The sequence below is a fragment of the Myxococcales bacterium genome (genome assembly GCA_022184915.1).
Taxonomy (GTDB): domain Bacteria; phylum Myxococcota_A; class Polyangia; order Fen-1088; family Fen-1088; genus JAGTJU01.
Genome location: JAGTJU010000002.1, coordinates 698,370 through 723,271, shown reverse-complemented (window position 1 = coordinate 723,271; position 24,902 = coordinate 698,370). Strand labels below are relative to the sequence as shown.

The following is a 24,902-nucleotide window of genomic DNA, read 5'->3' as shown; positions in this document are numbered from 1 at the left end:
GTGCGGACGCGTAGCCCCTTGACCTCTTGCGCCGCGCAGTATACTGCTGCCTCTTGCCCTCGAGCCGGAGTGCAGCATGGTTCCGGCAAAGGCAAATTGAAGGACCGGGACACATGCGTCTTCCACGCGGCCTGACGACTCTGCACAAAAAACCTGCGACCTTGCTCTTCTTGGCCTCGTGGTTGGTCTATGGCGCCTTCATTCGCTCGGCAGATCTCGAAGCGTTCAATCTGCAGCAGATGGGGGCCGAGTCGCTGGTCGAGCACCGAACCTACACGCTGGGACACAGCCGTCACCCGTTGCTCCAGCCCCGAGGCGACGTGTTTACCCTCAGCGACGGCAAGGGAGAACGACTTATCGCCGCAAAACAGCCCGGACAATTCACGGTGAGCGGCGTCGCCTACTTCGCGATCCGGGCTTTTGGCATGAATTACGAGCGAGACTACGTCGTGACCTCTGCGTGGGTGACCTGGCTTTCGAGTTCGAGCCTCGCAGCCCTCACAGTCGCCCTCGTCTTTCTGATCAGCCAACTCTTTTTGCTTCCTTGTGACTCGTCCCAGGTGGCGCTCAAAACCCTGTTTTCGTTGTTCGCCGCCATCTCCTTGGGATTTGGCACACACCTTTTCGCTTATGCCGGCGTTGCCCACCACGACGTGATCGCCACGGCTCTGCTGACACTCGCGCTTTTCCAGTATCTCGTGGGGCGTCGCGATCAACACAAACGAACGTGGCTTGCATTTGGGCTCACGATTGGCTCCATCCCGTTTTTTTCGATGCTTCCGAGCTTGATGGCCCTCACCCTCCTGGCCGTTGCGCTGGTTCATAACCGCTACTGGTTAACGGTCTTGGGGGGGGCGGCCTTGGGAGGGCTCCCCTTGGCAGTCTTCAACTGGCACTACTTCGGCTCTCCGTTTCTTCAGGCCAACGTCGCCGGAGGGTATCAGGACACCTTCTGGGGCTTTAGCCAGACCGGCGCCGGGAACGCCGCCCAGGGAGCCTTCACACTTCTTTCTGATCGCTTTTCATCCAACCTCTGGTCCTACTTGGGGCTGGGCCAAGTCTCTTTGTGGCTTTATGCGCCGGTCACTCTTCTCGGCGTTTTCGCGCTCGTGCAGGCGCTGGTGCGCGCACGCACGGAGCCAGACGTCAGAAAGCCGGCTCGCTTGCTTTTCGCTATGGTGGCGATCCAGCTGCTTTACCTCTTGAACATCTCCACCATCGGCGATTGCCAATTCGGACCACGGTACCTCTTGCCGGTGCTTCCGCTGCTGCTGTCTTTCGTGTCACGGCTGGTTTTCAGGATCCTACAGCACGGCTCACGCTGGACCTGGGTGAGCTTTTCGGTATGCGGCACCCTGCTCCTGGGCACCTCGATTGCGGTGTCGAGTGTTGGTGCGCGCATTGGCATCATGCAATGCGGTCTCGACAGGTGGCTGCCGAGAGCGTTCTGGGAGTCGTCAGACCCGTCCCAGTGGCTGTCTGGTTATCCCCTGAGACCTGTGATGTTCACCATGGCCCTCGCCTTGGTTCTGATGGTCATCCTGGGTGCCTACCGCGCCCATGCAGCGTCCCCGAAGACGCGCTGAAGGCGTGCGTACCCTGCGTTTCCCCGAGACACAGCGTTGACCCTCGCAGAATCCCCCAGCTGCCCTTGCGGCACCGGCCGATCGTTCGAGCTCTGTTGCGGTCGCTTTGTCGACGGCGGAGCTCACCCGGACACGGCCGAAGAGCTGATGCGCTCCCGCTACACCGCCTTCGCGCGAAAGAACGTGGACTATCTCGTGGCAACCCATCACCCGCCGGACGGGCGGCACCCCGACCGCCGGGGTATCAGCCAGTTCGCGGCACGTACCCGCTGGCACGGGCTCGAGGTGCTGAGCACCGAAGGGGGGAGCCGCGAAGACAACACAGGGGTCGTCGTCTTTCGAGCCACCTTCGATCTGGATGGCACTCGATCGGTGATGCGTGAGCGATCTTTGTTTCGCCGTGTCGAGGGGCGCTGGGTCTACACCCACGAAGAGCCGGAGACAGCCGCGACCGGGTCCCTCACTGCACGCACAGGGCGCAACGCGCCTTGTCCCTGTGGCAGCGGCAAGAAGTACAAACGTTGTTGCGGCGGGTGAGCAAGAGGCCTTCGCTCCCTACGCACAGATGCCTCCGTCACACGAGGGTGAAGCTGATGCACGAAGGCCCTAGCAAAGGCCACCCCGCGCGCCCTGGCCGTCAGGCCATCAGCGACGCAATGGGCCCCTCGACCTTGTGTAGGCTGCCCTTGCCGAAATCGGCTGTGGGACGTCCCATCGCGTGGGCCACGCTGCTGTAGAAATCGACGACGGAGCGGGTGTTCTTGGCGAACCGGAGATACCGCGAACCCGTCTTCAGTGTGCCCGTGCCATCGTATACGACCGCCGGTACCCGCTCGACGTTCGAATGGTGATTCCCATCGGCCGATCCACTTGCGGCCACGAACATCGCGGTGGTGCGCTCGGCCCGGCCGCCGCCCTGGATGAGTCCGGCCACCTTGCCGCTGAGGTAAGACACGATGGCATTCATGCCGGGAAAATACACGTCTGGCTTGCTATGCCCGCCAAAGGTCGGATCGGCCAGGACCCCGGCAAAGGCTTGCAGGTCATCGTGACCAAAGCCGGAGCCCACCGCCACCCCAACCACATTCGTGATCCCACACTTCACGGCAAGCGTCGCCATGTCGAACATGGCATCGAGCCGCTGGACGGCGTTGCCCAGAGCCTCGGCCGGCAACGGAGCTTCACAACCGGATTGTGAGCTCAGCTCACGGAGTCTCGCTTGCCGGCGATCGAAGTCGTCGACCGCGGCCAGGTAAACGTCGAGGCGCTGTTTCTCGAAGCCGGCGAGCTCCGCTTGCAGCGACTTGATCTGGGTGCGCATGGAATCGAGCAGCGGCCCCTGAGCTTTGAGCGTCTGAGCATCTCCCCCCGCTCCGGCGAAGAGCCTGCCGTGCAGAAGCCGGGGCGAGCCGATGTGGGGGATTGCACGTTGGTATCCGGCCGAAAACGTCGTAGCGCTGGTCTCCGCCATCCCGCCCTCGAATCCAAAATGGACCGACTTGAGCGGGGTCGCTTTGCCGATCTCCTCTGCCACGAACTGATCCAGGCTCACGCTCACCGGCGTGCCACCGCCTTCGGGCGTGAGACCCTCGGGACGAAACCCAGTCAAGCAGCCGAAACCGGTGCCGTGCAGCGTGCCGGTGCCGACGTTCATCCTCAACCCATCCACCACGACCGTGCGTGACGCGAACGGCTGAAGGCCTCCGAACATACTCGGCAGCGCGTCGATGACTTGGTCTTTCGGGTCCCACTTATCTTTGCCACCGGGTTCGATGCCTGCAGGCACGAGACCGTAGGGTTGCGACAGCGGGAAGCATTCGCCGACAACCACGATGATGGCGCAGCGATCGTTCGAGGGCGCCCCGAGGGCCTCGCCGATGATCCGGTTCCCGAGACCAGCCAAAAGCGGCGCCGTGGCGGTCAGCCCCAAACGATTGAGCAATTTACGTCGCGAAAACTTCATCACAAATCCTCTCGTGGCATGACCAGGAGCCGTGCAGGCGGTCAGGGACTTTCCCCTGACTCTTCCCAGGGACGCCGAAGCAGGAACGAATCTGACGAAAACAGGGCCTGCAAGAGTTTCACGTAGCTTTGCTCTTGAGCGAACGCGGTGTCCGCTGCCTGCAAGGTACATTCGTCTCCTGGAGAGGCGGGGCGCCCCATCCAGTACTCGAAGTTGTGGCTGACGAAGCACTCCCGCGCGGTCACCGAAGCGGCAAGGCGCGCGGTGAGGTCGGCAGGCCCGCTTACGGGGCCGTCCTGGTCAGCGCTTCCCACGAGCTCTCCCGTGGTGTCGACCGGGCGACCCGCCTCCATCGCCCGATTTTCGCCGATGTATCCGAAGCCCTCGAAGACCAAGCCCATGGGGTCCATCAGCGAGTGGCACGAAGCGCAGCCTACGCCCGAGCGATGAATCTCCAGCTTTTCTCTCTGCGTGCGACCTGGATCTTCAGGGATGGTGGGTAGGTCTTCGATCTGAACTTCAGGGATGTGTTGGCACAACATGCTTTCGCGAATGAAGCGCCCACGTCGAATGGGGTCGGTCCGCTCGACCTGCGCAAACGAGGAGAGCCAGCTCGGCTGGGTCAAGATGCCAAATCGAGGTGACGGCGTCGTTTCGAGGGCGATACGTTCCGCCGGGGTCGTCGTCAAACCGTAAAGGGAGGCGGTCCACTTGGTTGCGAACACCAGAGGCGATGTCAACAACGCGGAAAGGAAGCCGTTCTCTCCGTGCCTGTCCAGCATGGCACCGATGAAGGCGTCGGTGTCGTAGATCATCATCAGCGCGTTGTATCCCTTGTCGGGGCGCTGAATGCGGGAGGTCTGGGGATACTGGTAGTACTGCCGGAAAAAGGCTGCCACCGGGCCCCGCTTGGAAAGCCCGGCCGCCAATCTGGCCACGTGGCCCTTGATGACCACCGGGTCCGTGAGTGCGCCCGCGGCAGCGGCTTCCCATAACTCCCGGTCGGGCGGAGCATCGGTCAGCCCGTACGCGACGGCCGATGCCACTTCGTAATTCGTCAAGCGTCGACTGGCTCCGTCACCTGTCGGCTCGCCAAGCTCCGTTCGGTACAAAAACTGAGGCGCCATCAACATGGCACGCAGGACCGTCGCGACGGCTCCCTTGAGCCCCAGGTCTGCGGAGAGCGATACGCCCAGCTGGACGAAGTGAGTCTCTTCCTCAAGGGTCGGCGGACGCCCGAACAGAATCGGAGCCGCGAACTTGACCCTCTCGCCGAGGCACATGGCCGCATCTGCATTCGCCTGCTTCAGGCACGTACGCTTCGCCCAATCGTCCACGATGCGGGGGGCAAGCGTTGTCGCCGCCTGCATGGCATCCCGCAGTTCATCCTCTGCCAGGGTGTACGAAAGCGCCCGCGTACTGAAGCGATCTGCCGAGTTCTTGAACGTGAACGGCAGAGGCACGCCGTTCAAAAAACCGGTGGGAAGGCCGCCGTTGCCCGGCTGCAGCCGCTGGTTTTTGAAGAGTGTCGCCAAGGTGTTCGCGTACTGCTTGTCCGACAGCAGCCACAGCCGGGGCCGACCCGCGGGCGCCTTCTTCGGGTCACAGACAAAGCCCGTTTTTGCGGCCAGGTCATCATGGGGGGCTTGGGGTTGTCCCGTCGCCCCCCCCACGTTCGGGGCGCCGCCCTGAGCGCCGCCTTCTCCCAACTCGTTGCCACCGGCCCCTGCGGTCCCCATACCGCCACCCATGCCCCCAACGCTTCCCCCGCCGCCGGGGCCCCCGCCGCGGGGTGTCTCGTTATCGCGGTCGGGGTCGTCGGACACGGTGCCTGCACAGCCCATCAAGGGCAGCGAGAGCGACGAGGCGATGGCCACGAGAACGGCGAGATGGCGCATGGGAAACGGTAACTCCGTGGCGGAGGGCACAATGAATGCCCCGCACAGGGAGAGCCGTGCGGCGCGCGTGAAAAGGTCGAACCTAGCTTGAGTGGCGGCTGGGGCCCGGATTGTTTCAGGGCGGCCCTAATCAGCAGACACGGCCTTGATGTACCCAAGCACACAGCCCTTTTCGGCCTCGAGAAGGGGGGTGCCGAGGGGCATGCGGTTCGGCTTTTTGGCTGCCGCATCGAGACACGATGGCGAATCCAGGACCAGGCGATACAGCAAGCTTTGTTCTGGAGATGCTTTGTCGATGATCGCCTCACCGGCGCACCCTTTCGTGGAGGCCTTGCCCACGAAGCCAGGGCCCCAGGACTGCCCTTGCATGAAGGTGAAGTCGCCATCGGGTGAATTTCGCCCGTGACAACCGTTCGAGCACTTCTTCTTGAAGAGCTTCTCCTCCACCTCGCCCACGGTCTTCCAGGCCTCGCAGTTAGTGACCTCTCGCGCCTGAACGTCGACGCTGCCACCGCCACCTGTGCCTCCTCCGCCGGTGCCGCCGCCACCACCGGTGCCTCCCCCGCCGGTGCCGCCGCCACCACCGGTGCCTCCCCCGCCCCCGCTACCCCCGCCCGTACCACCGCCTCCTCCCTGGCCCCCGCGGGGCGCGCCGTCGTCATCGACGAAAGTGGTTCCCCCACAGCCGGGGAGGACAAGCCCGCTCACGAGGGCGAGCGCAAGGCCAACGACACACAACGAGAGGTAACGCAGTGCCTGTGACATGAGGAACAGCTCCTTTTTGGGCGCGGCAGTCCGCGACCGCCCTCCATGAGACAGCCGAGGAGCGCCCTGCGCCAAGAGAATCCTGGACCACAGGCAGGAGATCCTGGATAAACGGCAGGAATTACATGGGATGAAGACTTTTCAGCGCCGTCGTGAGCCGTGCATCGCGCTGGTGGGGGAAGTCAGCAGGAGAGGTCCGCGCGTTCAGTCCACGCCGGAGTGAGACGGGCGCCCGAGGGAGGAGCCCCGGCGCGCTGGGGGCCGCCGTGCCGGCCCTTGGGCATCTCGAAAGATTGACCCGTATCGAACGAAGCCACCACAGGTCATGCGTGCTGGCGTAGGCCCGGCACGAAACACCGGCTGGGGAAGAACATGACCAACTCTGAAATCCAGAAAACGCACGGTTTTTCGTGCTTGCTCCTCGTGTGGGCGACGGGCTGTAGCGAGGGCGCGCCCACCAGGGCACCGAATGCCCCATCGGCGGAGGACGCGGGAGCGGGCGCCCCCGGCGCGCTGCCCTCGCCCGCGGGGGGCGCCGGGGGCCTGCCTGGAGGCGGCGGGAGTCAAGCAAGTGGCCAAGCTGGGCAGGCAGGTGGTGAACCAGCGGTGTCACCGCGCACCGGATGTTGGTGGGACGCCTACGAAAGCACTTCCTGTTCCCAAACCATCTGCGGAGCCGAGGATGTCTTGACCTTGGACTACCTTCCGTCCCGTCTCACGGCGTTCGGTGATCGCCTGTACTGGCTGAACTTCACGGCGGCCGAGGTCGTCTCCGCGCCCAAAGACGGAAGCCAACCTCCCCAGGTCATCTGGAAGGCTGCGCCTCTGCCAGACCACGTCGGTGTGAGAATTTTCGAGCTATCGCCAACCCAGGCCGGAGTCGTCGTGTCGACGAGAAACATCGTTTCGTTCGCACCCAGCGTTTACTCCGACGTCGTTTACCTGATCTCCTCGGCAGGGGAAGCCAAAGAGCTCTTCCGCGTGGCAGGAGCGGTTGCGAGTCTGGGCGCCAATGCGAAAGACGCTTATGTTCTTTCTCGACGTGATCTTTACAGGCTGCCGTTGAACGGCGCGCCCGCGGTACGCGAAGCCCAAAACGCTCCCGCCGGGGGCCAGCTCTTCGTTCCGCAGGCGAGCGCCAACTCCGACCGCGTATATATCGCCTCGAGCAACATCTCCGGCGACAACAGCGTCTTTCGTTTGCGAAACGCTCAGCTGGAAACGGTAGCCACGCTAGGCGGTGTCTTCTTGTCTGGGATCCACGTGCTCGATGGCAATGTCTTCGTCATCGGGAAAGACAGGGATGGCGGCGATCGCGGCGGGATCTGGCGCGTTTCCGACACGGGGACCGTCACGCGCTTGAAGCAGGGCGATTTCGGCCCCAGCGTTCTCGGCCTCGTGGGCGGCAGAACGCTCATTTGGCACGACAACACTCCCGCAACGTTCGCGCAAGCCATGGACGTCACGGGCCAGTGCTTCGTGTCGCTGGGTCCACTGACCTCTGACCAAATCGCCTACGACGATGCGTTTGTCTATTGGCCGGAAAAAGGCCAAAAGAAGATCCGCCGCTTGCGGATCGACCACCCCACAGGGCCCGTGCAGCTACCGAAGCCACGCCCGGGGGAGACTCCCGAAGCCTTTCACCAAGTGCCGCTGCTTGAAGGCGTGGAAACCTTGGCGAACAAAGACGACGCCTGGGCTTTTTGCCGTGAATCGGCCACGGGCAAGGTCTTTTATGTGAATCAATTAGATGTTGGCTACGGCCTTTGTGGTCGCGGCACCCCCCTCATCACCCGTCGCGGGAAGGGCGTGTCTCACCGTGTGGCTTTGTTCGAGTGGCGTGACTGGCACAACCCCGAGCTCGGCAAGCCATCGGTGGGAGCGATCTTTTTCTTCACGAGCGGCGGAGGGATTCGGGAGTACGAATGTGTCAGCACGAACAGACAGCTCGATGGCGAAAAGGATGTGAACGGCACCCGCCCCCCCAACGAGACCAGCCCCCCAAGTGTGTGCGCAACCGGCGACGTGTTTTTCGGCGAAAGCTCCACCACGCTGCGATTCGTCCTGCCGACCAACGAGGTCGCCCACATCGAACTCTCCTCAGTCATCCCCGCGAACTAGCCTGGAAGCTCCGCGTTCACCCCGCGGCGTGACAGCGCCTCCACCGAATCGAGCCCAGCCTCACGCAAGCGTTTGGCCAGCTGACGGTTGAGGCGCGCAGGCAGCAAGGGACCCTCGTAGACGAAGCCCGTGTAAAGCTGCACCAGGCGAGCCCCCGCCTCGAGGCGCGCCCATACGTCATCCACGGACTCGATACCGCCTACGGCCACCAACACCAGGCGATCCCCCACGCGGGCGGCAAGGCGACGCAACACCTCGAGCGCGCGGGCCTTCACGGGCGCACCCGAAAGGCCCCCTGCCCCGATCGCCTCGACGTCGGAGGCCGGCGTTGCGAGCCCCGTGCGCGAGATGGTGGTGTTGGTGGCGATGATGCCGTCGAGCCCCAGTGCGAGCGCCATGTCGGCCACGGCATCCACGTCGGTGTCGGCGAGATCGGGGGCGATCTTCACCAGCAACGGCACCCGTCGGCGCGGATGGGCCCGGTCCAGGCCCTCACGAACGGCGCGCAAAAGAGGCGCGAGCTTTTCCACCGCCTGAAGGTTGCGAAGCCCCGGCGTGTTCGGTGAGCTCACGTTCACCACGAGATAGTCGACCACCTCGGCCAACGCGCTGGCGCTGACGACGTAATCGCCCGCGGCCTCGTCTTCGGGCACCACCTTCGTTTTGCCGATGTTGCCCCCCACGATGCCCCGATGCGGACGGACCAAACGCTCCCGCGCGGCGAGGGCCCCCCCGTTGTTGAAGCCCATGCGGTTGACGAGCGCACGGTCAGCCGGCAACCGGAAGAGCCGGGGCTGGGGGTTTCCGGATTGTGCCTGCCCCGTAAGCGTGCCCACCTCCACGAAGCCGAAGCCCAGCGCCGCCAGGGCATCGGGCCCCAGAGCGTCTTTATCGAACCCGGCCGCCAGGCCGATGGGGCTCGGAAACGTGAGACCCAAAGTCCGTACACGCAGCGCCGGATCGGTGGGCATCAGGGCACGGCGGAGCAGCCAACCCAGCACGGGAAAACCCATCAAGACCCGCAAGGCACCGAACGCCAAGTGGTGAACGGTCTCCGTGGGCAAACGACGCAGGACCACATTGAAGAAGAGGCGGTACATGAAGCGCCCGCATAGTAGCAGCTGGCCCCCGGCCAGGGTCGCGTCAGCGGACCAGAGGCCGCGCGAACTTCAAGACGAACCTGTCGGTATGGCCCCGCTTGCCCTCGGTAAAGACCATCCAGTCCCGCGCGTCGTCCGGGTTGCGGAGGAACTGGCCCTCGTCCACCAGCGTAAAGCCCGCCGCCTTCACGTCCTCGATGACCACCGCTTCCTCGACGCGATGCAGGCGCTTGACCTCGGTGGTGCCCGCGCCCCGGGCCGCGCTGTGATCGATGATCACGAAAACACCTCCGGGCTTGAGCGCGCTGAAGATGGCCTCGTTCATGGCTTTGCGGTCCGTCCCGAACCAGTAAAGGTCGTGATAAAATAAATTCATCACCACGGCGTCGAGCTTGCGCGCCTCTTCGGGAAGCGGCGTATCAAATTCCTGATCCACGCGCACCACGGCAGCGTTGATGGGCCTGGCCAGCCGCTCGGGCCACAGGTCCTTCACGTACTTGTCGACCACGATGGCAGGGTTTTGGGCATAAACACGCCCCGTAGGTCCCACCGCGCGCGCCAGGAGCTCCGTGGTGTAGCCCGATCCAGCCCCAAGCTCCGCCACACGCCACCCGGTGCGAACACCCACGAACGCAAGCAGCTCCACGGGACGACGCTCTTCGTCCAGCTTGCGATCGGCCTCCGTGCGATCAGCGGCCGCCACGAGAGCGGCATAGTCGGGGGCCGGGCCCTCGGGCTCGGCAAGCTGCGTGAGGTTCCGGCGAGGGCCGGCGCAGGCCGACAACACCGCTAAGCAGAGCACGACAGGCAAGCGACACGCGAAGGCGAGGGACATCGCCGCGCACGATAGCGAAAGGGGCGGCCACGGAAAAGGGCCTCCCGCGTGAGCTTTCACTCGGGCGAGGGACGCACCGAGTTCTGGGCAGGAGCCGCCTGCGGGGGCACAGGCAGGGCCGCTCCCGTGGCAGCCACGGCCTGCACCAAGCCCACCGCCCCCGACGTGAGGGCGCCATCGGGAAGCGCGCGCGCGAATGCCAGCGGCACGGTGAGCCGAGCTTCAGCCATCTCGCCCGGCCCTGCGGGAGGGACCGAGGTGGCCTGCAGGTTGAAGCGGGGGCCCTCGAAGCGCGCCTGCGCCGACAAGTCCCAGGGGCCTTGTGGCGTGCGCGTCACGCTGACCGCCCACAGCGCCGCGTGGCGATCCACCCGGGCCAAAGGCTGCCCGAGCGGGCCCTGGTCCACACGCGCGCTCTGTTTGCTCCTGCGCTGCTCGACGGCCTCGCTCCAATCGTCAGCCACCATGAAAACGGTGTCTTGCCCCACGTTTGTGAACGTGAGCGTCTCACTCGGCACGAGGCCCGTGACCGTGAAGCGGGACACGCTGCCCTGGGGCTCGAATTTCAGCTGGAAATGCTCACTGCCAAGAGCCCCCACCAGGCAGTAGAGATTGCCTTCATCGGAGAGCCCGGGGGCACGCGCGACCGCCAGGCGCGATGCCCCCCTGCCCGCGATCAACACCTGGGCGCGCTCGAGTTGGATGTGGCACTTGTGCATGGCCGCGAGCTTTTCTTCCGTGTCCCCTGCCGTGGGCGACACGAGCTGCTGCAAGGCCGCCGAGCCGGCGATGCCCACGACCCACGTCGCGTCGGAGGGTACGAAGGTCTCGAGTTCGTGGGCTTCGGGCGCATCGGCGACAGGCGCAGGCGGCGGGGCTACCGGTGCGTCGGGCGCGGTGCCCGGGGGCGTGGCGGGGCCAAACGTGGGGGGAAACGCCGCGCGGGCGTTCGCCCACACGCCCTGGGGCCCAAGGCTCGCGAAAGCCACGAGCAGCACCAAGGCGTTGACGCCCACAGAGCGGAGCACGAGGCGCGTGCGCGCCCGCCACGGCAGCTTCAGGTCGGTGGTGCGCTTGCGTTCGGCGAACACGTGCCATACGAGCGGCAACACCAGCCACGAAACGCCCCCCGCGCCCAGCGCTTGCCCGGAAGGCACACCCAGCGCGCGAAGGTCCGCGAAGACCACGAAGCCGCCCGTGGCGCCCAGGATGAGGCCCAACAGAGCCGACAAGGGCGAAGCAAGCCCCAAACGCTTGCGCGGCGTGGGTGCGGAGGACGACGAGGGCGAAGGAGACTGAGGATCCACGAAGGCCAGTATGCCTGACCGTGCCCTCGTGGGCTGCTCTTCCGGTGATTTGCCGCCAACCTGCGTCGGGGACGTGGGGGCATGCGGCCCGCGCGTTTACGGGGACGCTTCCGCCCGCTCCCGGGCCGGACCATGGTTGGCCAGGTTGAGCGCCGTGTTGATGAGCCCCACGTGAGAAAAAGCCTGGGGGAAGTTGCCAAGGAAGTGGCCTTGGTGAACGTCGTACTCCTCTGCAAGCAGTCCCACGTCGTTGCGCAACGCCAACAACTTTTCGAAGAGGGCTTGCGCCTCGTCGTGCCGCCCTTGCAGCACGAGGTTGTCTGCCAACCAGAAAGAACAAAGCAAAAACGCGCCCTCACCCGCGGGCATGCCGTCGATCTCCGGCCCCGCGTCGTACCTGGCCACGAAGCCGTTGCGGTCGAGATGCTTCTGGATATAAGCCACCGTACCCACCATCCGCGGATCGGAGGCCGGTAAAAAGCCCACGAGGGGAATCATCAACAAGCTCGCGTCCGCCTCATGCCCACCGTAAAACTGCGTAAAGGTGTTAAGGGTGCTGTTGAAGCCTTCCTCGAGCACCTGCGCACGGATCTCGGCCCGCGTCACCTTCCAGCGCTCGCTGGGACCCTTTTGGCCCGAACGCTCCACGGCCTTGATGGCCCGATCGAAGGCCACCCAGGCCATGACCTTCGAATGTGTGAACTGCCGGCGCGGCCCCCGCACCTCCCAAATGCCTTCGTCGGGCTTTCGCCAATCACGCTCGAGAAAGTCGATGAGGCCCCTTTGCACACGCCACGCGTTCTCGTCGGGACTGATGCCAGCCCGACGCGCGAGATGAAGCGCATCCATGACCTCGCCGTAGACGTCGAGCTGATGCTGCTCGTGAGCCGCGTTGCCCATCCGCACCGGCACCGAGCCCCGGTAGCCCGCCAGCCACGGCAGCTCGTGCTCGGACAGGCGCCGCTCGCCCGCCACCCCGTACATGATCTGAATCTTGTCCGGGCTGCCCGCGACTGCATTGATCAGCCACTTGCGCCAGGCGGCCGCTTCATCGACATAGCCCCCACTGATGAGCGCGTAGAGTGTGAACGTGGCGTCGCGAAGCCAGCAGTAGCGATAGTCCCAGTTGCGCGAGCCACCGATCTGCTCGGGCAAGCTGCTGGTGACGGAGGCGACCAACCCGCCGCTCGGGGCGTACGTCATCGCCTTGAGTGTGATGAGCGAGCGGATCACGGCTTCGCGCCAGGGCCCCTGGTACGTGCACCGGCCCGTCCACTCGGCCCAGAAGCTCTCGGCCTCGTCGAGGCTCGTGTGCGGATCGGGCCGCGGCTCGCAGGGTTCGTGGGTGGGTGCATAAACGAGTGACAGGCATTTCGTCTCGCCCGCCTGCACGCGAAACGTGCTGACCGTGTGCAAATCTTCTCCCACCATCGGCACGTCGCCGAGGCAGTACAGCGTATCGGGTCCCCCCACCGCCCGGATGCCGCCCTCAACCCTTCGGACCCACGGCACGACTTGACCGTAGTCGAAGCGAATCACCAGCTCCATGTGCATGTCGACCGCGCCCCGGTCGCCCCGGATCATCCTGACGAGGTTGGGCTCGCGATCCCGCGGAGGCATGAAATCGATCACCGTGACGGTGCCCTCGTCCGTTTCGAACGTGGTCTCGAGCACGAGGCTGCTGTCGCGATAGCGGCGCGAAACCTTCCTCACGGGTGCGGAAGGTGCCACCCGCCAGCGGCCGTTCTCGGCCGTGCCCAAGAGCGCCGCGAAGCAAGCCCCCGCATCAAAACGCGGGAAGCACAACCAGTCGATCGAACCATCGATCCCCACCAAAGCCGCGCTCTGACAGTCACCGATGAGCGCGTAGTCTTCAATCCGCAATCCCATGTCTTCCCCCCCAGGCCCACGCGTTGGCGTCTTGAGAGTCTGACAGACGATCGACGTGACGTCGTACATCGGTACGGGGCGGTGAAGGCAGCTGCGTGCTAAGAGCACCCTTCATGGGAAGGCGCGTTGTCGTCACCGGGCTTGGCGTCGTGAGCGCGGCGGGGCAGGACGTACCGTCGTTCTGGCACAACATCGTAACGGGGCGCCCGGCGATCGAGCGTCTCGACGACCTCGAGGGGGCCCCCTGCCCCGTTCCATTCCTGGCGCGCGTTCCTGATGACGCGCTGGAAGCGGCTTGCCAGACGTGGGGCGTCCGAAAGACAGACCGGGTCACACGCTTTGCGGCCGTAGCAGCCCGCCAGGCCATGAACGACGCCGGACTCGCCCGCGCGTCCGCCGCCTTGGATCGTGAGCGTGCCGGCGTGATCTTTGGCTCGGGGCTCGGTGGGCTGATGTTTCAGGAAGAACAGATGTGGAAGCTGATGCGCAACATGGACGCGCGCCTGCACCCGCACAGCGTTCCGCGTATCTCGGCCACGGCCCTCGTGAACGAGGTTGCGCTTCCTTTTGGGTTCGCGGGCCCTGGTTTCGTCGTGAGCAGCGCCTGCACCTCGGGGGCTCACGCTGTGGGGCTTGCGATGCGGGCCATCGAAAACGACGAAGCGGACCTGATGCTGGCGGGCGGTGCAGAGGCCCCGCTCACGCGGTTCACCGTAACGGCCTTTTCACTCTTGGGTGTCCTTGCCAAAGGAGCAGGTGCGCCTGAAACGGCAGCGAAACCTTTCGATGAGCGCCGGGATGGCTTCGTGCTCGGCGAAGGCGCCGGCGCCTTGGTTCTGGAAGAAGAAGGTCACGCGCGGGCCCGCGGCGCGCCCATCTACGCACGGCTGTGTGGTTTCGGACAATCGCTAGGGGCCCATCACCCCGTATCCGTTCGGCCCGACGGCCAAGACGCGGCTTCGGCGATGAAACGCGCGCTGCGCGACGCGGGCGTATCACCCGAGCACGTCGGCTACGTCAATGCTCACGGTACGGGCACGCGCGAAAACGACGCAGCCGAGAGCCGCGCGATGCACCTGGTGTTCGGCGCGCGGGGCGCCGCCGTACCCATCTCCTCGGTGAAGCCCGTGACCGGTCATGCACTGGGCGCAGCAGGCGCGTTCGAGGCCATCGTGACCAGCTTGAGCTTGGCGCAGGGGCGGATCCCGCCGAGCGCCAACTGCGAAGCCCCTGCGGCCGATTGCCCGGTCGACGTGGTCCGCGGCGAAAGCCGGCGGAACGACGGCGAGTATGCGCTCTCCAACGCCTTTGGTTTCGGCAACATCAACGTGGCACTTGTCTTTGGCCACGCATCAAACACGAAGGTACCGGTTGGGGCGTCCAGAAACGATGCCTCGCAAGCGAGCGGACAAACATGACCAAAGATCGCATCATCGACGAAATGAAGCGCGCCCTCGAAAAGGTGACCGAACAGAGCGCGTCCGACCAAGTCGTCTCCGAAGACACTTTGCTGCGGGAAGGGCTGGGGCTCGATTCATTCGCGGCGCTCGAACTTCTCTTCGAGCTGGAGGAGGCCATGGACGTCAGCATCCCCCAAGACGCTGCGGCTGGCTTCAAGACCGTGGGCGACGTGGTGAATTTCGTGCTCACCCAGCACGCCAGTGCCGCCCGACCGGTGGCGGGGTCTGCGGCACCGTGACGCCCGACGTGCCGGGCGTAACGCCCACCGTGGTGGTGGGCGGGGGCCCTGCCGGGGCGCTCGCGGCCCTGCTTTTGGCGAGGCGAGGGCGAAGCATTCGGCTGCTCGAGCGCACGACCGAAGCGGGGGTCAAGGTGTGCGGCGAGTTTCTCTCTCCCGAAGCCGTGCAGCGGCTGGATCGCGTGGGCTTTCCCTGGGCCCGCGCCGAAGCAGTCTCGCTGACGCGGGTGGTTTTGATGGCAGCGGGGCGCCAGGTGGAGGTGGCCTTGCCTTTCGAGGCCCGCAGCGTGGCGCGGGCGAAGCTCGATGGATGGCTTCTGGAGGAGGCAGGACGCGCGGGCGCACACATCGAACGCGGCGTGACCGTGCGGGACATCGCGCTCACTCGCCCTGGGTTTCAGCTACGCACGAACCAAGGCGACCTGCACACCACGGGGCTTGTTTTGGCGACCGGCAAACACGCGCTCTCTGCATTCAACCCGCGCGCCGGCACCGGCGACGAGACGTTGGTCGGCTACAAGATGGATTTTTCCCGCCTGTCGCCACGTGTGCGTGCCACGCTCGACCACACCATGGGGTTGTTCTTTTTCGAGGGTGGCTACGGGGGCATCGCCCGGACGGGGAACGATGCCGCGACGGTGAGCCTGCTCGTGAGAGCCCACGTGGGCCGCCGCTTCGGCCTGCGCGATCTGAGCTTGCTCCAAGCGCTGGCGCCCGAGCTGCCCCTCTTGTCGCTCCTCCTCGACGAAGCCACGGCAGACTGGGCCCGCCCGGCCACCGTGGCGAATCTACCCTACGGCCACTGCGCGCCGGCCCGCCCTCTGGCCCCCGGCCTGCTCGCCGTGGGAGATCAGTTTGCGGTGTTGCCTTCGTTTACAGGTACGGGCATTTCCTTTGCTCTTGCCTCGGGGGCCCTCGCGGCGCGCTGCCTCTACGAATCACCAGAGCCGGCCGCTGCGGCCGCGCGCCATGCCGCTTTCGCCCGGCCGCTGGCGCGGGCGGTGCAACGAAGGGCCATGCTGCTGCACAGCGCCTTCCAGAAGCCGCTCTTTGCCGCCGTGGCTTTGCGCGCCCTTGCCCACGCGCCTCGCCTCGCCGTCTGGGTCGCGCGCGCCACCCGGCTGCCCGCGCCCGTCGCGACAACAGGCCAGGAGGCGTGGGTATGACGTCGTCTCGCCCTGCCGTTCACCTGCTGGACGTGGCCACCGCCGTTCCGCCGCACGTGTGCACACGGGCGCAGGCCCAAACGGTGGCGCAGCAGGTGTTCGCGGAAGAGCCCGAGGCGCTTTCCTTCCTGGCGCGATTGCTCGACGCCTCGGGCATCGCCCAACGTCACACGGTGCTCGCGGACTACAGCTGCCCTGCCGAAGCCCGTACTTTTTTTGGTCGCGCGACCAACTTCCGCCCCGAGCCGGGCACGGGCCAGCGCAACCGCCTTTTCGTGGAGGCGGCGAACGAACTGTCGCTGGCCGCGGCGTCCCGGTTGGTCGAAGGGGACACCGCCTGGCGTTCACGGGTCACCCACCTCGTCACTGCCAGCTGCACGGGGTTTTCGGCACCAGGTTTCGACATTCACCTGGTCCGCGCGTTGGGCCTTTCACCGCGCGTGGCGCGCACCCACGTGGGCTTCATGGGATGCTACGCGGGCTTTTCCACACTCAAGCTGGCGCGCGCACTCTGCCAGGCCGATCCCAGCGCGCTCGTTTTGGTGGTGCACGTGGAGCTTTGCACGCTGCACGTGCACTTTCGTCCCGACCCCGACACCCTTGTGGCGAACAGCTTGTTCGCCGATGGCGTGGCGGCGGCGCTGGTCGGAGGCCACGCGCACGGGCCGCTTGGTCGCCAGCCGCTTTCGCTCTGTGGCGAAGCGTCTTTCCTCCTGCCGGGTGGCGAAGAGGACATGACCTGGCACATTGGTGACCACGGGTTCGACATGACGCTGTCTCCCCGGGTGCCGTTTTTGTTGCACAAGCATCTGCCAAGCGCGTTCGCCGCCCTGCTCGATGAACGGCAAGTGTCCCGGGACGAAATCGCCCACTGGGCCATTCATCCCGGTGGGCCTGCGATCCTCGAAAAGGCGTGCAAGGCCCTCGGTCTCGACGAACGACACGTGCAGGTGTCGCGCGATGTTCTCGCGGGTCACGGCAACATGAGCTCCTCCACGATCTTTTTCCTGCTCGACCAGATCCGCCGCCGGCGCGAACCGGGCTTCGTGTACGCCTGCGGTTTTGGGCCGGGTCTCACGCTCGAGTCAGCGCTGCTGCATCACCCGGGAGCGATCTCGTGATCTTCGGGCCAAACTTTGCGGAGCGCCTCTTCGTGCCCGAGCTGATGGACGATCCGCACTGCGACGCGGAGACGCTCAGCCGCACCTACCGGGATCTGGCGTTCATCAACGCCACGCTGTCACGGATGAAAGCGCTGCTCGTCCGCTACGTGCTCGATGACGTCGCGACGCCGGGCCACGCGGCGCACGTGGTCGAGGTGGGGTGTGGCGGCGGCGACGTGCTCGCGTGGCTCGCCGCCGAGGCGCAGCGCCGCGGACTTTCTCTCGCGCTCACGGGGGTCGACAGCGATGCGCGTGCGCTTGCCGCCGCGCGCGGGCGGCTCGAGCGGGCTCCCGGCGTGCAGGTGGCGGACGTGCCGCTCACAGAGCTCGCATCGCTGCGGCCCGACTACGTGTTCTGCAATCACGTGCTCCATCACGTGGCCCCCAACGAGGTGGGCGAGGTGCTCGTGACGATGCAGAAAGCCTGCCGCAGGCGCCTCTTGGTCAACGACTTGCACCGGTCCCGCTTCGCCTATGCTTCGTACACCGTACTGGCTGCGGCGCTGTTTCGGAAGAGCTTCGCCTACCACGACGGCCGCCTGTCCATCCGCAAGGGGTTCCTCCCCGAAGAGCTGCGCACCATCGCTGCGCACGCCGGACTGCCCTCCCAGACCCAGGTGGGCACGCTCTTTCCGGGCCGCGTTTTTTTGGTGTCGCCGGGTGGCGCTCCGTAATGCCTCGGCGCTGCTGCTCTTGGCCTGGGGCTGCAGCCATGCCGAGCGGCCCGCACGCGGCCCGCTCATCACATCGCTGGCCATCGAGGGCAATGACGCGATATCCGACGGGACCATCGAAGAGAAGATCGTCACCGAGTCCACCGGCTGGTGGCCCTTTGCCACGGCCAAGCATTTCGATCCTGTAACCTGGCAGAAGGATCGGAAACGGATCGAGCGGCTCTACGCGAGCCGCGGCTTTTATCACGCCAAGGTCACAGCTACGCAGGTGTCTCCCAAGACGGCGCGGGACGCCTCGGCCACCGTGGAGCTGAAGGTACACGTGGACGAAGGGCCCCGCGCCACCACCCTGCCGCTGGTCATCGAGGGCACGGACGCGCTGGACATCGAGGCGCGCAAGAAGCTGGTGAAACGCCTGCCCCTCGCGGAAGGCAAACCCTTCGTCGAGGCGCGATGGGCGGAAACGAAAGAGCAACTCGAGGAGCGCCTGCGCCGGTTGGGCCACGCCCAGGCCTCGGTGAACGGGCTAGCCCTGGTGCACCTCGACCGCAACCACGTGGACGCCCGCGTGTGGCTGCGCCCGGGACCGGTCTATCACTTTGGTGACATCGAGCTCGAGCAGCTTCGGGGGCCGATCACCGGCTCATGGATCCGCGAGCAGGTGCGTTTGGCCGCGCCTGAAGGCGCGCTCGTCACGCCGGAAGCGCTGGACGAAGCGCAAAAACGCGTATTTGCGATGGGCGTGTTTTCGCGGGCCGAAGTGGAGGCGGGAGCCCCTGACCCCAAGACGGGGCGCCTGCCCTTGAGGGTCCGCACCGCCACGGCCCCGTTTCACCATCTGCGTTTGGGCGGCGGTGCGGGCTTCGATCAGGTGCGCAACGAAGTGCGCCTGCTCGCCTCCTGGTCCGATGCGAACTTTCGCGGCGGCCTGAGACTGCTGCGCTTGCGGGCCCTCGTGGGCTGGGCGTTCCTGCCCGACATCTTTGCCAACGTGGGCGGCACCGCAGACCCCGCCGCGCGCAATGGTCCCATCGCCCGCGTGAACGCAGACTTCGAACAGCCGCGTCTTTTTGGGGCACCCGCCTGGAAACTGGCCCTGCGCGCCGAGGCCGAGCGGCAGATGCAGGAAGCGTTCACCGCGCTGTCCACGCGGGCCGGTCCCGAGGTCATTTGGCAGCTGCGCTCGGATCTGCGGCTGACGTTGGGGTACACCCTGGACGTCACGCAGCTCGAAACGCTGAGCGAAATCCCGCCCCTCTTCGCAGGCACAATCCTCGGCTGCCCGGAAGGACGCGACCGCTGCGTGTTGTGGCTTTCTTATCTCACCCAGCGGCTCACCTTCGATCGCCGTGACGACCCGCTTGCACCCCGGCGAGGCGTGTATCTGGACTTCGCACTTCAAGAAGCCGGCGGCCCCCTGGCGGGCACGTACACGTATCTGCGCGTGTTGGCTGACGTGCGCGGCTACGTGTCCTTCGGTCCGCTCACGCTGGCGGCCCGTGCGCAGGCAGGCTCACTGCTGCCAGCGTCCGGTGACGCGGACGATACGCCCATCCTGCAGCGCCTCTACGCCGGCGGAGGCATGTCGATGCGTGGCTTTGGGTACCGGCGTCTCTCGCCGCTTGCGGCCGTGCTGCCGACCAACGCCGAGCGCAGCCCGCAGGCGCTGCAAACGCTCTCGGTGGGAGGCAACGGCCTGGCGGTGGGCAACCTCGAGAGCCGGCTCGGCGTGGGCAGCTCGACCCTGCTCGCGGCCTTTTACGACGTGGGGGCCGTGACGCGCGACTCGTGGGCCTCGAACGTCTTCGACAGCCTCTTTCATGCCGTGGGCTTCGGGGTCCGCTTTTTGACACCGGTGGGGGCGATTCGCCTGGATCTCGCGCGGCGCTTTCCCGGCGCCCAGCGGGACGTGGACCTGGCGGCCACTTTGCCCGGCGGTGTGCCCCGCTTCGTCGAGAACACGAGTTGCTTCGGCTTCGGGGGAGGCAGCGCCGGCCCGGGTGAGGTCTTGCTGCGGGATGGGCTCTGCCAGTTTCACCTTTCGATCGGGGAGGCGTTTTGAAGGGCCGCTCTCGAGGGCTTTGGTGGAAGGTGCCGCTCATCGGCCTTGGGGGTCTTGCCTTGCTGATCGGCGCAGGGCTCGTGGTGGCGCTCTCCGACTTCGGCCTCAACCGTCTGCGCCCGTGGGTCTTGTCCCGCTTCAACGAAACGATCGCCGGTGCGGTGGACATCGGACACATCCACCGTGAAGGCCTGCGCTTCGTCTTCGAGAACGTGCGCCTCACCGAGGCCCACGGGCAAGAGGTCGCGCATATCGCACGCGTCATCGTACACCCCCGGCTTGGTCCTCTTTTGGCAGGAGAGGTTCACCTTGCGGAACTCGCGCTCGAAAAGCCACGCCTCACGTTGCGCTTCGACGAAGAGGGCACGAACCTCGCCGAGGTGTTTGCCCCAAAGGCCCAGAAGCCACAAACGCCTTCGGAAGCTTCACCTGAGGGCTCCGCGCAGGACCCCCTGCGGGTGCAGGTGAAGAGCTTCCGGATCGAAGACGGGCGCCTGCTCTCCTTGCACCCCCACGCCTCACCTTCCCGGGTGCGTATGACGGCCCTGGATGTACGCGGCCGCGCCGACCTCACCTGGCCCGGGGGCCCGCTCGCGTTCGCGCTCCGTGCCGCAGCCCAGGTGAAGGAGCCCCTCGCGGCGCCGTTGACCCTCGAGGCGTCGACGGCCCGCGCGCAAACGAACGGGTCCTTGCGGAACGCCCCCCACGACCTGGCGCTGGAGGTGACGCTTGCAGACAGCGGCCTCGCGGTGAAGGGCACGTTCGTCCCGGACCTCGAGCGCCCTCGCGCACGGCTAGAGCTCGCGCGCGTGACGTGGGGGTCCGCGGTGGCGCGGGCCTTCGTGCCTCAAAGCCCCCTCCTCACACCGCTGACGCTCACGGGCACGGTCGAGGCCGCGCCCACGGAACACGCCGCGGGGGGCGTCGAGGTCGACGCCGACGTGCAGCTGCACACGCCTGGCGGCCGTGTCGCGCTCACGGGCACGGGCTCGACCGCGGGGCCGCGGGCCCGTGTCACCGTCACGGCCGGGCCGTTGGACCTGTCACAGATCGTGCGCGGGGCGGTTCCGACGCAGCTCGAAGGGCGTGTCGCGGCCGAGGGGCACGGCAAGGATCTCGCTCACCTGCAGGCGAAGCTTGCGCTGACGCTCGCCCCGGGCCGCGTGGCGGGTCAGCCTACGGGCCCGGTGCGTTTGAACGCCACGGCAGAGGACGGCCGCATCGAAGTGCAGGAGCTCACCGCGACGTTGCCGGGGCTCGACCTGCGCGCCCACGGGCATGTCGAAGCTGTGGGCGCGTCTGCACCCTCGGGAGCGCTGGCGCTCGAGCTCGAGCTGCGCAGTCTGGAGCAGGTTGCGCGTCTGGCGGCGCTCGCGGGTCGGAGGGCCCCGCCTCTTGCGGGGCAGGGACGTCTGCGCCTCGTGGTATCTGGCACCCCCGCGCGCCTGCGCACAGAGCTCGAGGGGCGCTTTTCCCGGCTGAGATTCCAAGATCTCGACGTGCGGGATCTGCGCCTCGACGGCGGCGATGCCGGGCCGTTTTCGCTGTGGACGCCCGCGCTGCACGCCTCGGCCCGGCGGCTCGCGGTGGGCGGGCGCGTGTTTTCCGGCATCCGTCTCGACCTCGCGCCGCGGGACGCGCAGGGGCTGAGCGTGAAGGCCCGCGTCGCAACGCCCGTGAACGCGCAGCTCGCGTTGGACCTCACGTGGCAAAGGCCCGGCGAAAGCGTTCGCCTCGACACTTTCATGTTGCGCCTGCCAGGCACCACCTGGACGAGCGCGCATCCCGCGGTGATTGCCTTTGGCGAGGCCCTGCACGTCGAGGGCCTCGCGCTTCTTGCCGGCGCCCAGCGGATCGCCGTGGACGAGCTTCACCTCGCGGGGCCGTTCGTGAACGCCGAGGTGAGCGTCAACGCGTTTGAGCTCGCGGCGCTCGCACCGTGGCTCGGGCCCGACGTTGGGGCCTCGGGCACGGTGTCGCTGGGGCTTCGGGCCCAAGGGCATTGGCCCCGCCCCCGCGGACGCCTCGTGCTGCAGATGCAGGGCGCACGCTTCGGGGTCTACGGCCCGTTGACCGGCTCACTCGGCGTAACCCATGCGCAGCGGCGCGCCCGCGGCGCGCTCGAGGTCGAGGGGGCAGGCGCTCGCCTCGCGGGCAGCTTCGATGTGCCCGCCTCCTGGCCTTGGCCCCTCGCGGCCTCGACCGACGTCCGCCTCGAAGCCCAGGTACCCTCCTTGTCTGCAGCCCTCGCTGAGGTCGGCGTGAGCCTGCCGGGCGCGCCCCAGGGACGCCTGGACCTGGACCTGGATCTGCACGGACGCGCGGGCACGCCCACCCTCAGCCTCGATGTGAATGTGCAGAACCTCGCGCTCGCAAAAATGAAAGTCGGCGACCTGCTCATCAGGCTCAGGGACGGCCCCCAAAAACCACTCAACGCCACGGTCTCCCTCTCGGACACGCCCCTCGCCCGCAGCGTCCACCTCGCCCTCGAGACCCGCGCGCATGTGACCGATCTGGGGCGAGGAAACGCGTCGAGGCTGCAGGCAGACCTCACCCAGGGACCGCTTCACCTCATCGCGGCCATTCACCAGCTGGACCTCGCACGGGTGGCGGAGGTGATGCGGCAGATCGCGCCACAAAACGGGCCTTTGGACCTGGGGGGGCTCGTGGACCTCGACGCCGACGTCGCGGGACCGATGAGGGCCCCCCAGGGCGACATCAAGCTCGCGATCGCCGGCGCGCACACGAGCGCATGGCCCTCCACGGATGCGGTGCTCGCCGTGGCCCTCGCGCCCGAACGCCTCGAGGCCAAGGCTGAGGTCTCGCAGCAGGGTGAGGGGAACGAACGGCGCAAGCTGCTCGCTCTCGACGCGTGGATGTCCGCCCCGCTGCAAGAGCCGTGGGCGAGCGAGGCCTGGCAGCGGAGCCCGTTTTCCGTGAAGGCCGAGCTCGGACCCCTGCGCGTGCAGCACCTTGTGCCCTCACGCTCCGGCGCCCCTGCACTCACGGGACGCCTACGGGCCCGGCTCGACGCGCACGGCACACTGCAAGCCCCAAAGGCCGAGCTCGAGATCCTCGCGCGCGACATGCGGTCCGGCGCGGGCGGCTTGGGGAACGCCGACCTGGTGCTTGCCTACGAAGAGGCCCGCCCGCGCCTCAGACTGGTCATCGACGCCGCGGCAGGTGGCGTTCTCGAGGTGTCGGCACGCGCCCTCGAGAGGCTCACCTGGCCCCAGGCGACGGCGCCCGGCTTCGACCCCGCGCAGATTCCCCTCGCCCTCGAGGTGCAGGCGCGGCGCTTTTCGTTGACGGCCTTCGACGGGCTCTCTCAGACAATCCGCGGGCTCGAGGGCACGCTCGAGGGCCGCCTTGCGTTCGAGGGCACGCTGGATCGCCCAGACTTCGCGGGGCGGCTCGAGCTGAGCCAGGGCGCCGTCGACGTGGTCGAGGTGGGTCGCTTCGACGGTATCGGTATGAAGCTCGACGCCACGGAGGACATGTTGCGGCTCGATCCCCTGCGCTTCCGCAGCGGCGCCGGGGACGGGGTGGTGACGTTCGAGGCGCGCCGGCGCGGTGGGGACGGACTGGCGGTCGAGGGCAACGTGGCGCTGGACCGGTTTCCCCTGCAGACCCCCCAACGCAAGCTGGGAGAGCTCTCCTTGCGCGCCGAGGCCCGCGGACAACTGGACGCCACGGGGTTCGTCATCGACCCGCTCACCATCTCCGAGGCGAAGACGTATTTGGAAGGCAAAACACCCAAGCCCCTGCAGCCCCTCGAGCGCCCTGCCGACGTGGTGCTCATGCGTGACGGGCAGCCCCTCGACGAGGAGGAAGCGCGCAAGCTGTCTGCCCAAAACCGGCAGGAGCCGCCCCCCACACCCACGGCCGACGAAAACCGCGAGGCGCGCCCCACCGAGGAGCCCATCCGCCCCGCGCGCATGCCGGTGATCGTGCACGTCAAGGCGCCGCGCAACCTCTGGGTGTACGCCCCCGAAGGTAACATCGAGCTGGGACTCGACGACGATTTCCAGATCGTGGCCGATGGTGAGACGAAGGTGTTTGGCACCGTGCGCTTGCGCCGGGGCTACGCGTCCGTGTTCGGCAAGCGCTTCGATGTCCAAGAGGGTGACAACACGATCCGCTTCACGGGCCCCGTGGATCAGCCTCGGCTCGACGTGACCTTCGAGCACGCCGTCAAGACGGCCAACCAGGACTATCGGATCTCCGTCTCGCTCGAGGGCACCCCGGAGGACCTGGAGCTGGCGTTTCGTTCCGAACCCGAGCTGGGGCAATCCGAGATCATGACCCTCATCATCACCGGCCGCCTCAACCCCGCCCAGGGCGGCGCCGCGTCGCCCGACCGGGCCGCCCAGGCGGCCTCGGTGGTGGGAGGGCTGCTGGCGGCCCAGCTTCAGAAGACGGCGCTCAAGAATCTGCCGATCGACGTGCTATCCATCAGCGCCACCGCGATTGAAGCCGGCTCGTACATCACGGATGATTTTTACGTGGGGTACGTCCGCAGACTGGCCGCAGACCCCTGGCGCTACGAGAACGTCAACGCCGTTCACCTGGAATACCAAATCACAAACCGCTGGAGCTTCGAGGGTGAGTACGGAGACGCAGGCTCTGGCTCGGCCGACCTCATCTGGCAGCGGCGCTACTGACGAGACGAC

Annotated in this window: 17 protein-coding genes; 10 read left to right on the top strand and 7 right to left on the bottom strand. The window is 66.6% G+C overall.

Annotation, left to right across the window (positions count from 1 at the left end):
• The first annotated feature begins 113 nt into the window (after positions 1-113).
• Together KA712_10700 and KA712_10695 are read left to right on the top strand one after the other, a co-directional pair.
• Positions 114-1,586, top strand: a complete 1,473-nt coding sequence (locus tag KA712_10700) for a hypothetical protein (GenBank protein ID MCG5053417.1) — start codon at positions 114-116, stop codon at positions 1,584-1,586.
• Between the two features lie 36 nt (positions 1,587-1,622).
• Positions 1,623-2,123, top strand: a complete 501-nt coding sequence (locus KA712_10695; protein MCG5053416.1) for a YchJ family protein — start codon at positions 1,623-1,625, stop codon at positions 2,121-2,123.
• A gap of 100 nt (positions 2,124-2,223) precedes the next feature.
• Here KA712_10695 and KA712_10690 read toward each other — a convergent pair whose 3' ends face one another.
• The 3 genes from KA712_10690 to KA712_10680 form a co-directional block, all read right to left on the bottom strand.
• Complete coding sequence (locus KA712_10690; GenBank protein ID MCG5053415.1) at positions 2,224-3,549, bottom strand: DUF1552 domain-containing protein; 1,326 nt, start codon at positions 3,547-3,549, stop codon at positions 2,224-2,226.
• 41 nt (positions 3,550-3,590) lie between these two features.
• The gene (locus tag KA712_10685; GenBank protein MCG5053414.1) at positions 3,591-5,447 is read right to left on the bottom strand and encodes a DUF1588 domain-containing protein; all 1,857 of its coding nucleotides are present in this window, start codon (positions 5,445-5,447) and stop codon (positions 3,591-3,593) included.
• 126 nt (positions 5,448-5,573) lie between these two features.
• Complete coding sequence (locus KA712_10680; GenBank protein ID MCG5053413.1) at positions 5,574-6,212, bottom strand: hypothetical protein; 639 nt, start codon at positions 6,210-6,212, stop codon at positions 5,574-5,576.
• Between the two features lie 372 nt (positions 6,213-6,584).
• Between KA712_10680 and KA712_10675 the strand changes: the two genes are divergently transcribed.
• Positions 6,585-8,333 (top strand): hypothetical protein, encoded by a 1,749-nt coding sequence (locus KA712_10675; GenBank protein ID MCG5053412.1) that lies wholly within the window; start codon positions 6,585-6,587, stop codon positions 8,331-8,333.
• On the opposite strand, the gene KA712_10670 is transcribed toward KA712_10675, so the two are convergent.
• The 4 genes from KA712_10670 to KA712_10655 all read right to left on the bottom strand — a co-directional run bounded on the left by KA712_10670 (position 8,330) and on the right by KA712_10655 (position 13,465).
• Positions 8,330-9,433 (bottom strand): quinone-dependent dihydroorotate dehydrogenase, encoded by a 1,104-nt coding sequence (locus KA712_10670; protein MCG5053411.1) that lies wholly within the window; start codon positions 9,431-9,433, stop codon positions 8,330-8,332. The two genes, KA712_10675 and KA712_10670, sit on opposite strands and share 4 nt — an antisense overlap.
• Positions 9,434-9,476: 43 nt before the next feature.
• The gene (locus tag KA712_10665) at positions 9,477-10,268 is read right to left on the bottom strand and encodes a methyltransferase domain-containing protein (GenBank protein MCG5053410.1); all 792 of its coding nucleotides are present in this window, start codon (positions 10,266-10,268) and stop codon (positions 9,477-9,479) included.
• A gap of 56 nt (positions 10,269-10,324) precedes the next feature.
• Complete coding sequence (locus KA712_10660; GenBank protein ID MCG5053409.1) at positions 10,325-11,575, bottom strand: hypothetical protein; 1,251 nt, start codon at positions 11,573-11,575, stop codon at positions 10,325-10,327.
• A gap of 96 nt (positions 11,576-11,671) precedes the next feature.
• Complete coding sequence (locus KA712_10655) at positions 11,672-13,465, bottom strand: glycoside hydrolase family 15 protein (GenBank protein ID MCG5053408.1); 1,794 nt, start codon at positions 13,463-13,465, stop codon at positions 11,672-11,674.
• Between the two features lie 113 nt (positions 13,466-13,578).
• Between KA712_10655 and KA712_10650 the strand changes: the two genes are divergently transcribed.
• From KA712_10650 to KA712_10620, 7 genes are read left to right on the top strand one after another with little or no spacing between them, the layout of a single operon-like run.
• The gene (locus KA712_10650; GenBank protein ID MCG5053407.1) at positions 13,579-14,883 is read left to right on the top strand and encodes a beta-ketoacyl-[acyl-carrier-protein] synthase family protein; all 1,305 of its coding nucleotides are present in this window, start codon (positions 13,579-13,581) and stop codon (positions 14,881-14,883) included.
• Positions 14,880-15,164 (top strand): acyl carrier protein, encoded by a 285-nt coding sequence (locus KA712_10645; protein ID MCG5053406.1) that lies wholly within the window; start codon positions 14,880-14,882, stop codon positions 15,162-15,164. Before KA712_10650 ends, KA712_10645 begins: the two co-directional genes overlap by 4 nt.
• On the top strand, positions 15,161-16,330 hold the full coding sequence (locus KA712_10640) for an NAD(P)/FAD-dependent oxidoreductase (GenBank protein ID MCG5053405.1): 1,170 nt from the start codon (positions 15,161-15,163) through the stop codon (positions 16,328-16,330). Before KA712_10645 ends, KA712_10640 begins: the two co-directional genes overlap by 4 nt.
• Positions 16,327-17,451, top strand: coding sequence for a type III polyketide synthase (locus tag KA712_10635; GenBank protein MCG5053404.1), 1,125 nt, complete (start codon positions 16,327-16,329; stop codon positions 17,449-17,451). Before KA712_10640 ends, KA712_10635 begins: the two co-directional genes overlap by 4 nt.
• Positions 17,448-18,167 (top strand): methyltransferase, encoded by a 720-nt coding sequence (locus KA712_10630; GenBank protein ID MCG5053403.1) that lies wholly within the window; start codon positions 17,448-17,450, stop codon positions 18,165-18,167. Before KA712_10635 ends, KA712_10630 begins: the two co-directional genes overlap by 4 nt.
• Positions 18,154-20,229: a BamA/TamA family outer membrane protein gene (locus KA712_10625; GenBank protein ID MCG5053402.1), complete on the top strand. Its 2,076-nt coding sequence runs from the start codon at positions 18,154-18,156 to the stop codon at positions 20,227-20,229. Before KA712_10630 ends, KA712_10625 begins: the two co-directional genes overlap by 14 nt.
• Entirely contained in the window at positions 20,226-24,893 is a 4,668-nt protein-coding gene (locus KA712_10620; GenBank protein ID MCG5053401.1) for a translocation/assembly module TamB domain-containing protein, read from the top strand. Before KA712_10625 ends, KA712_10620 begins: the two co-directional genes overlap by 4 nt.
• The last annotated feature ends 9 nt before the right edge of the window (positions 24,894-24,902 follow it).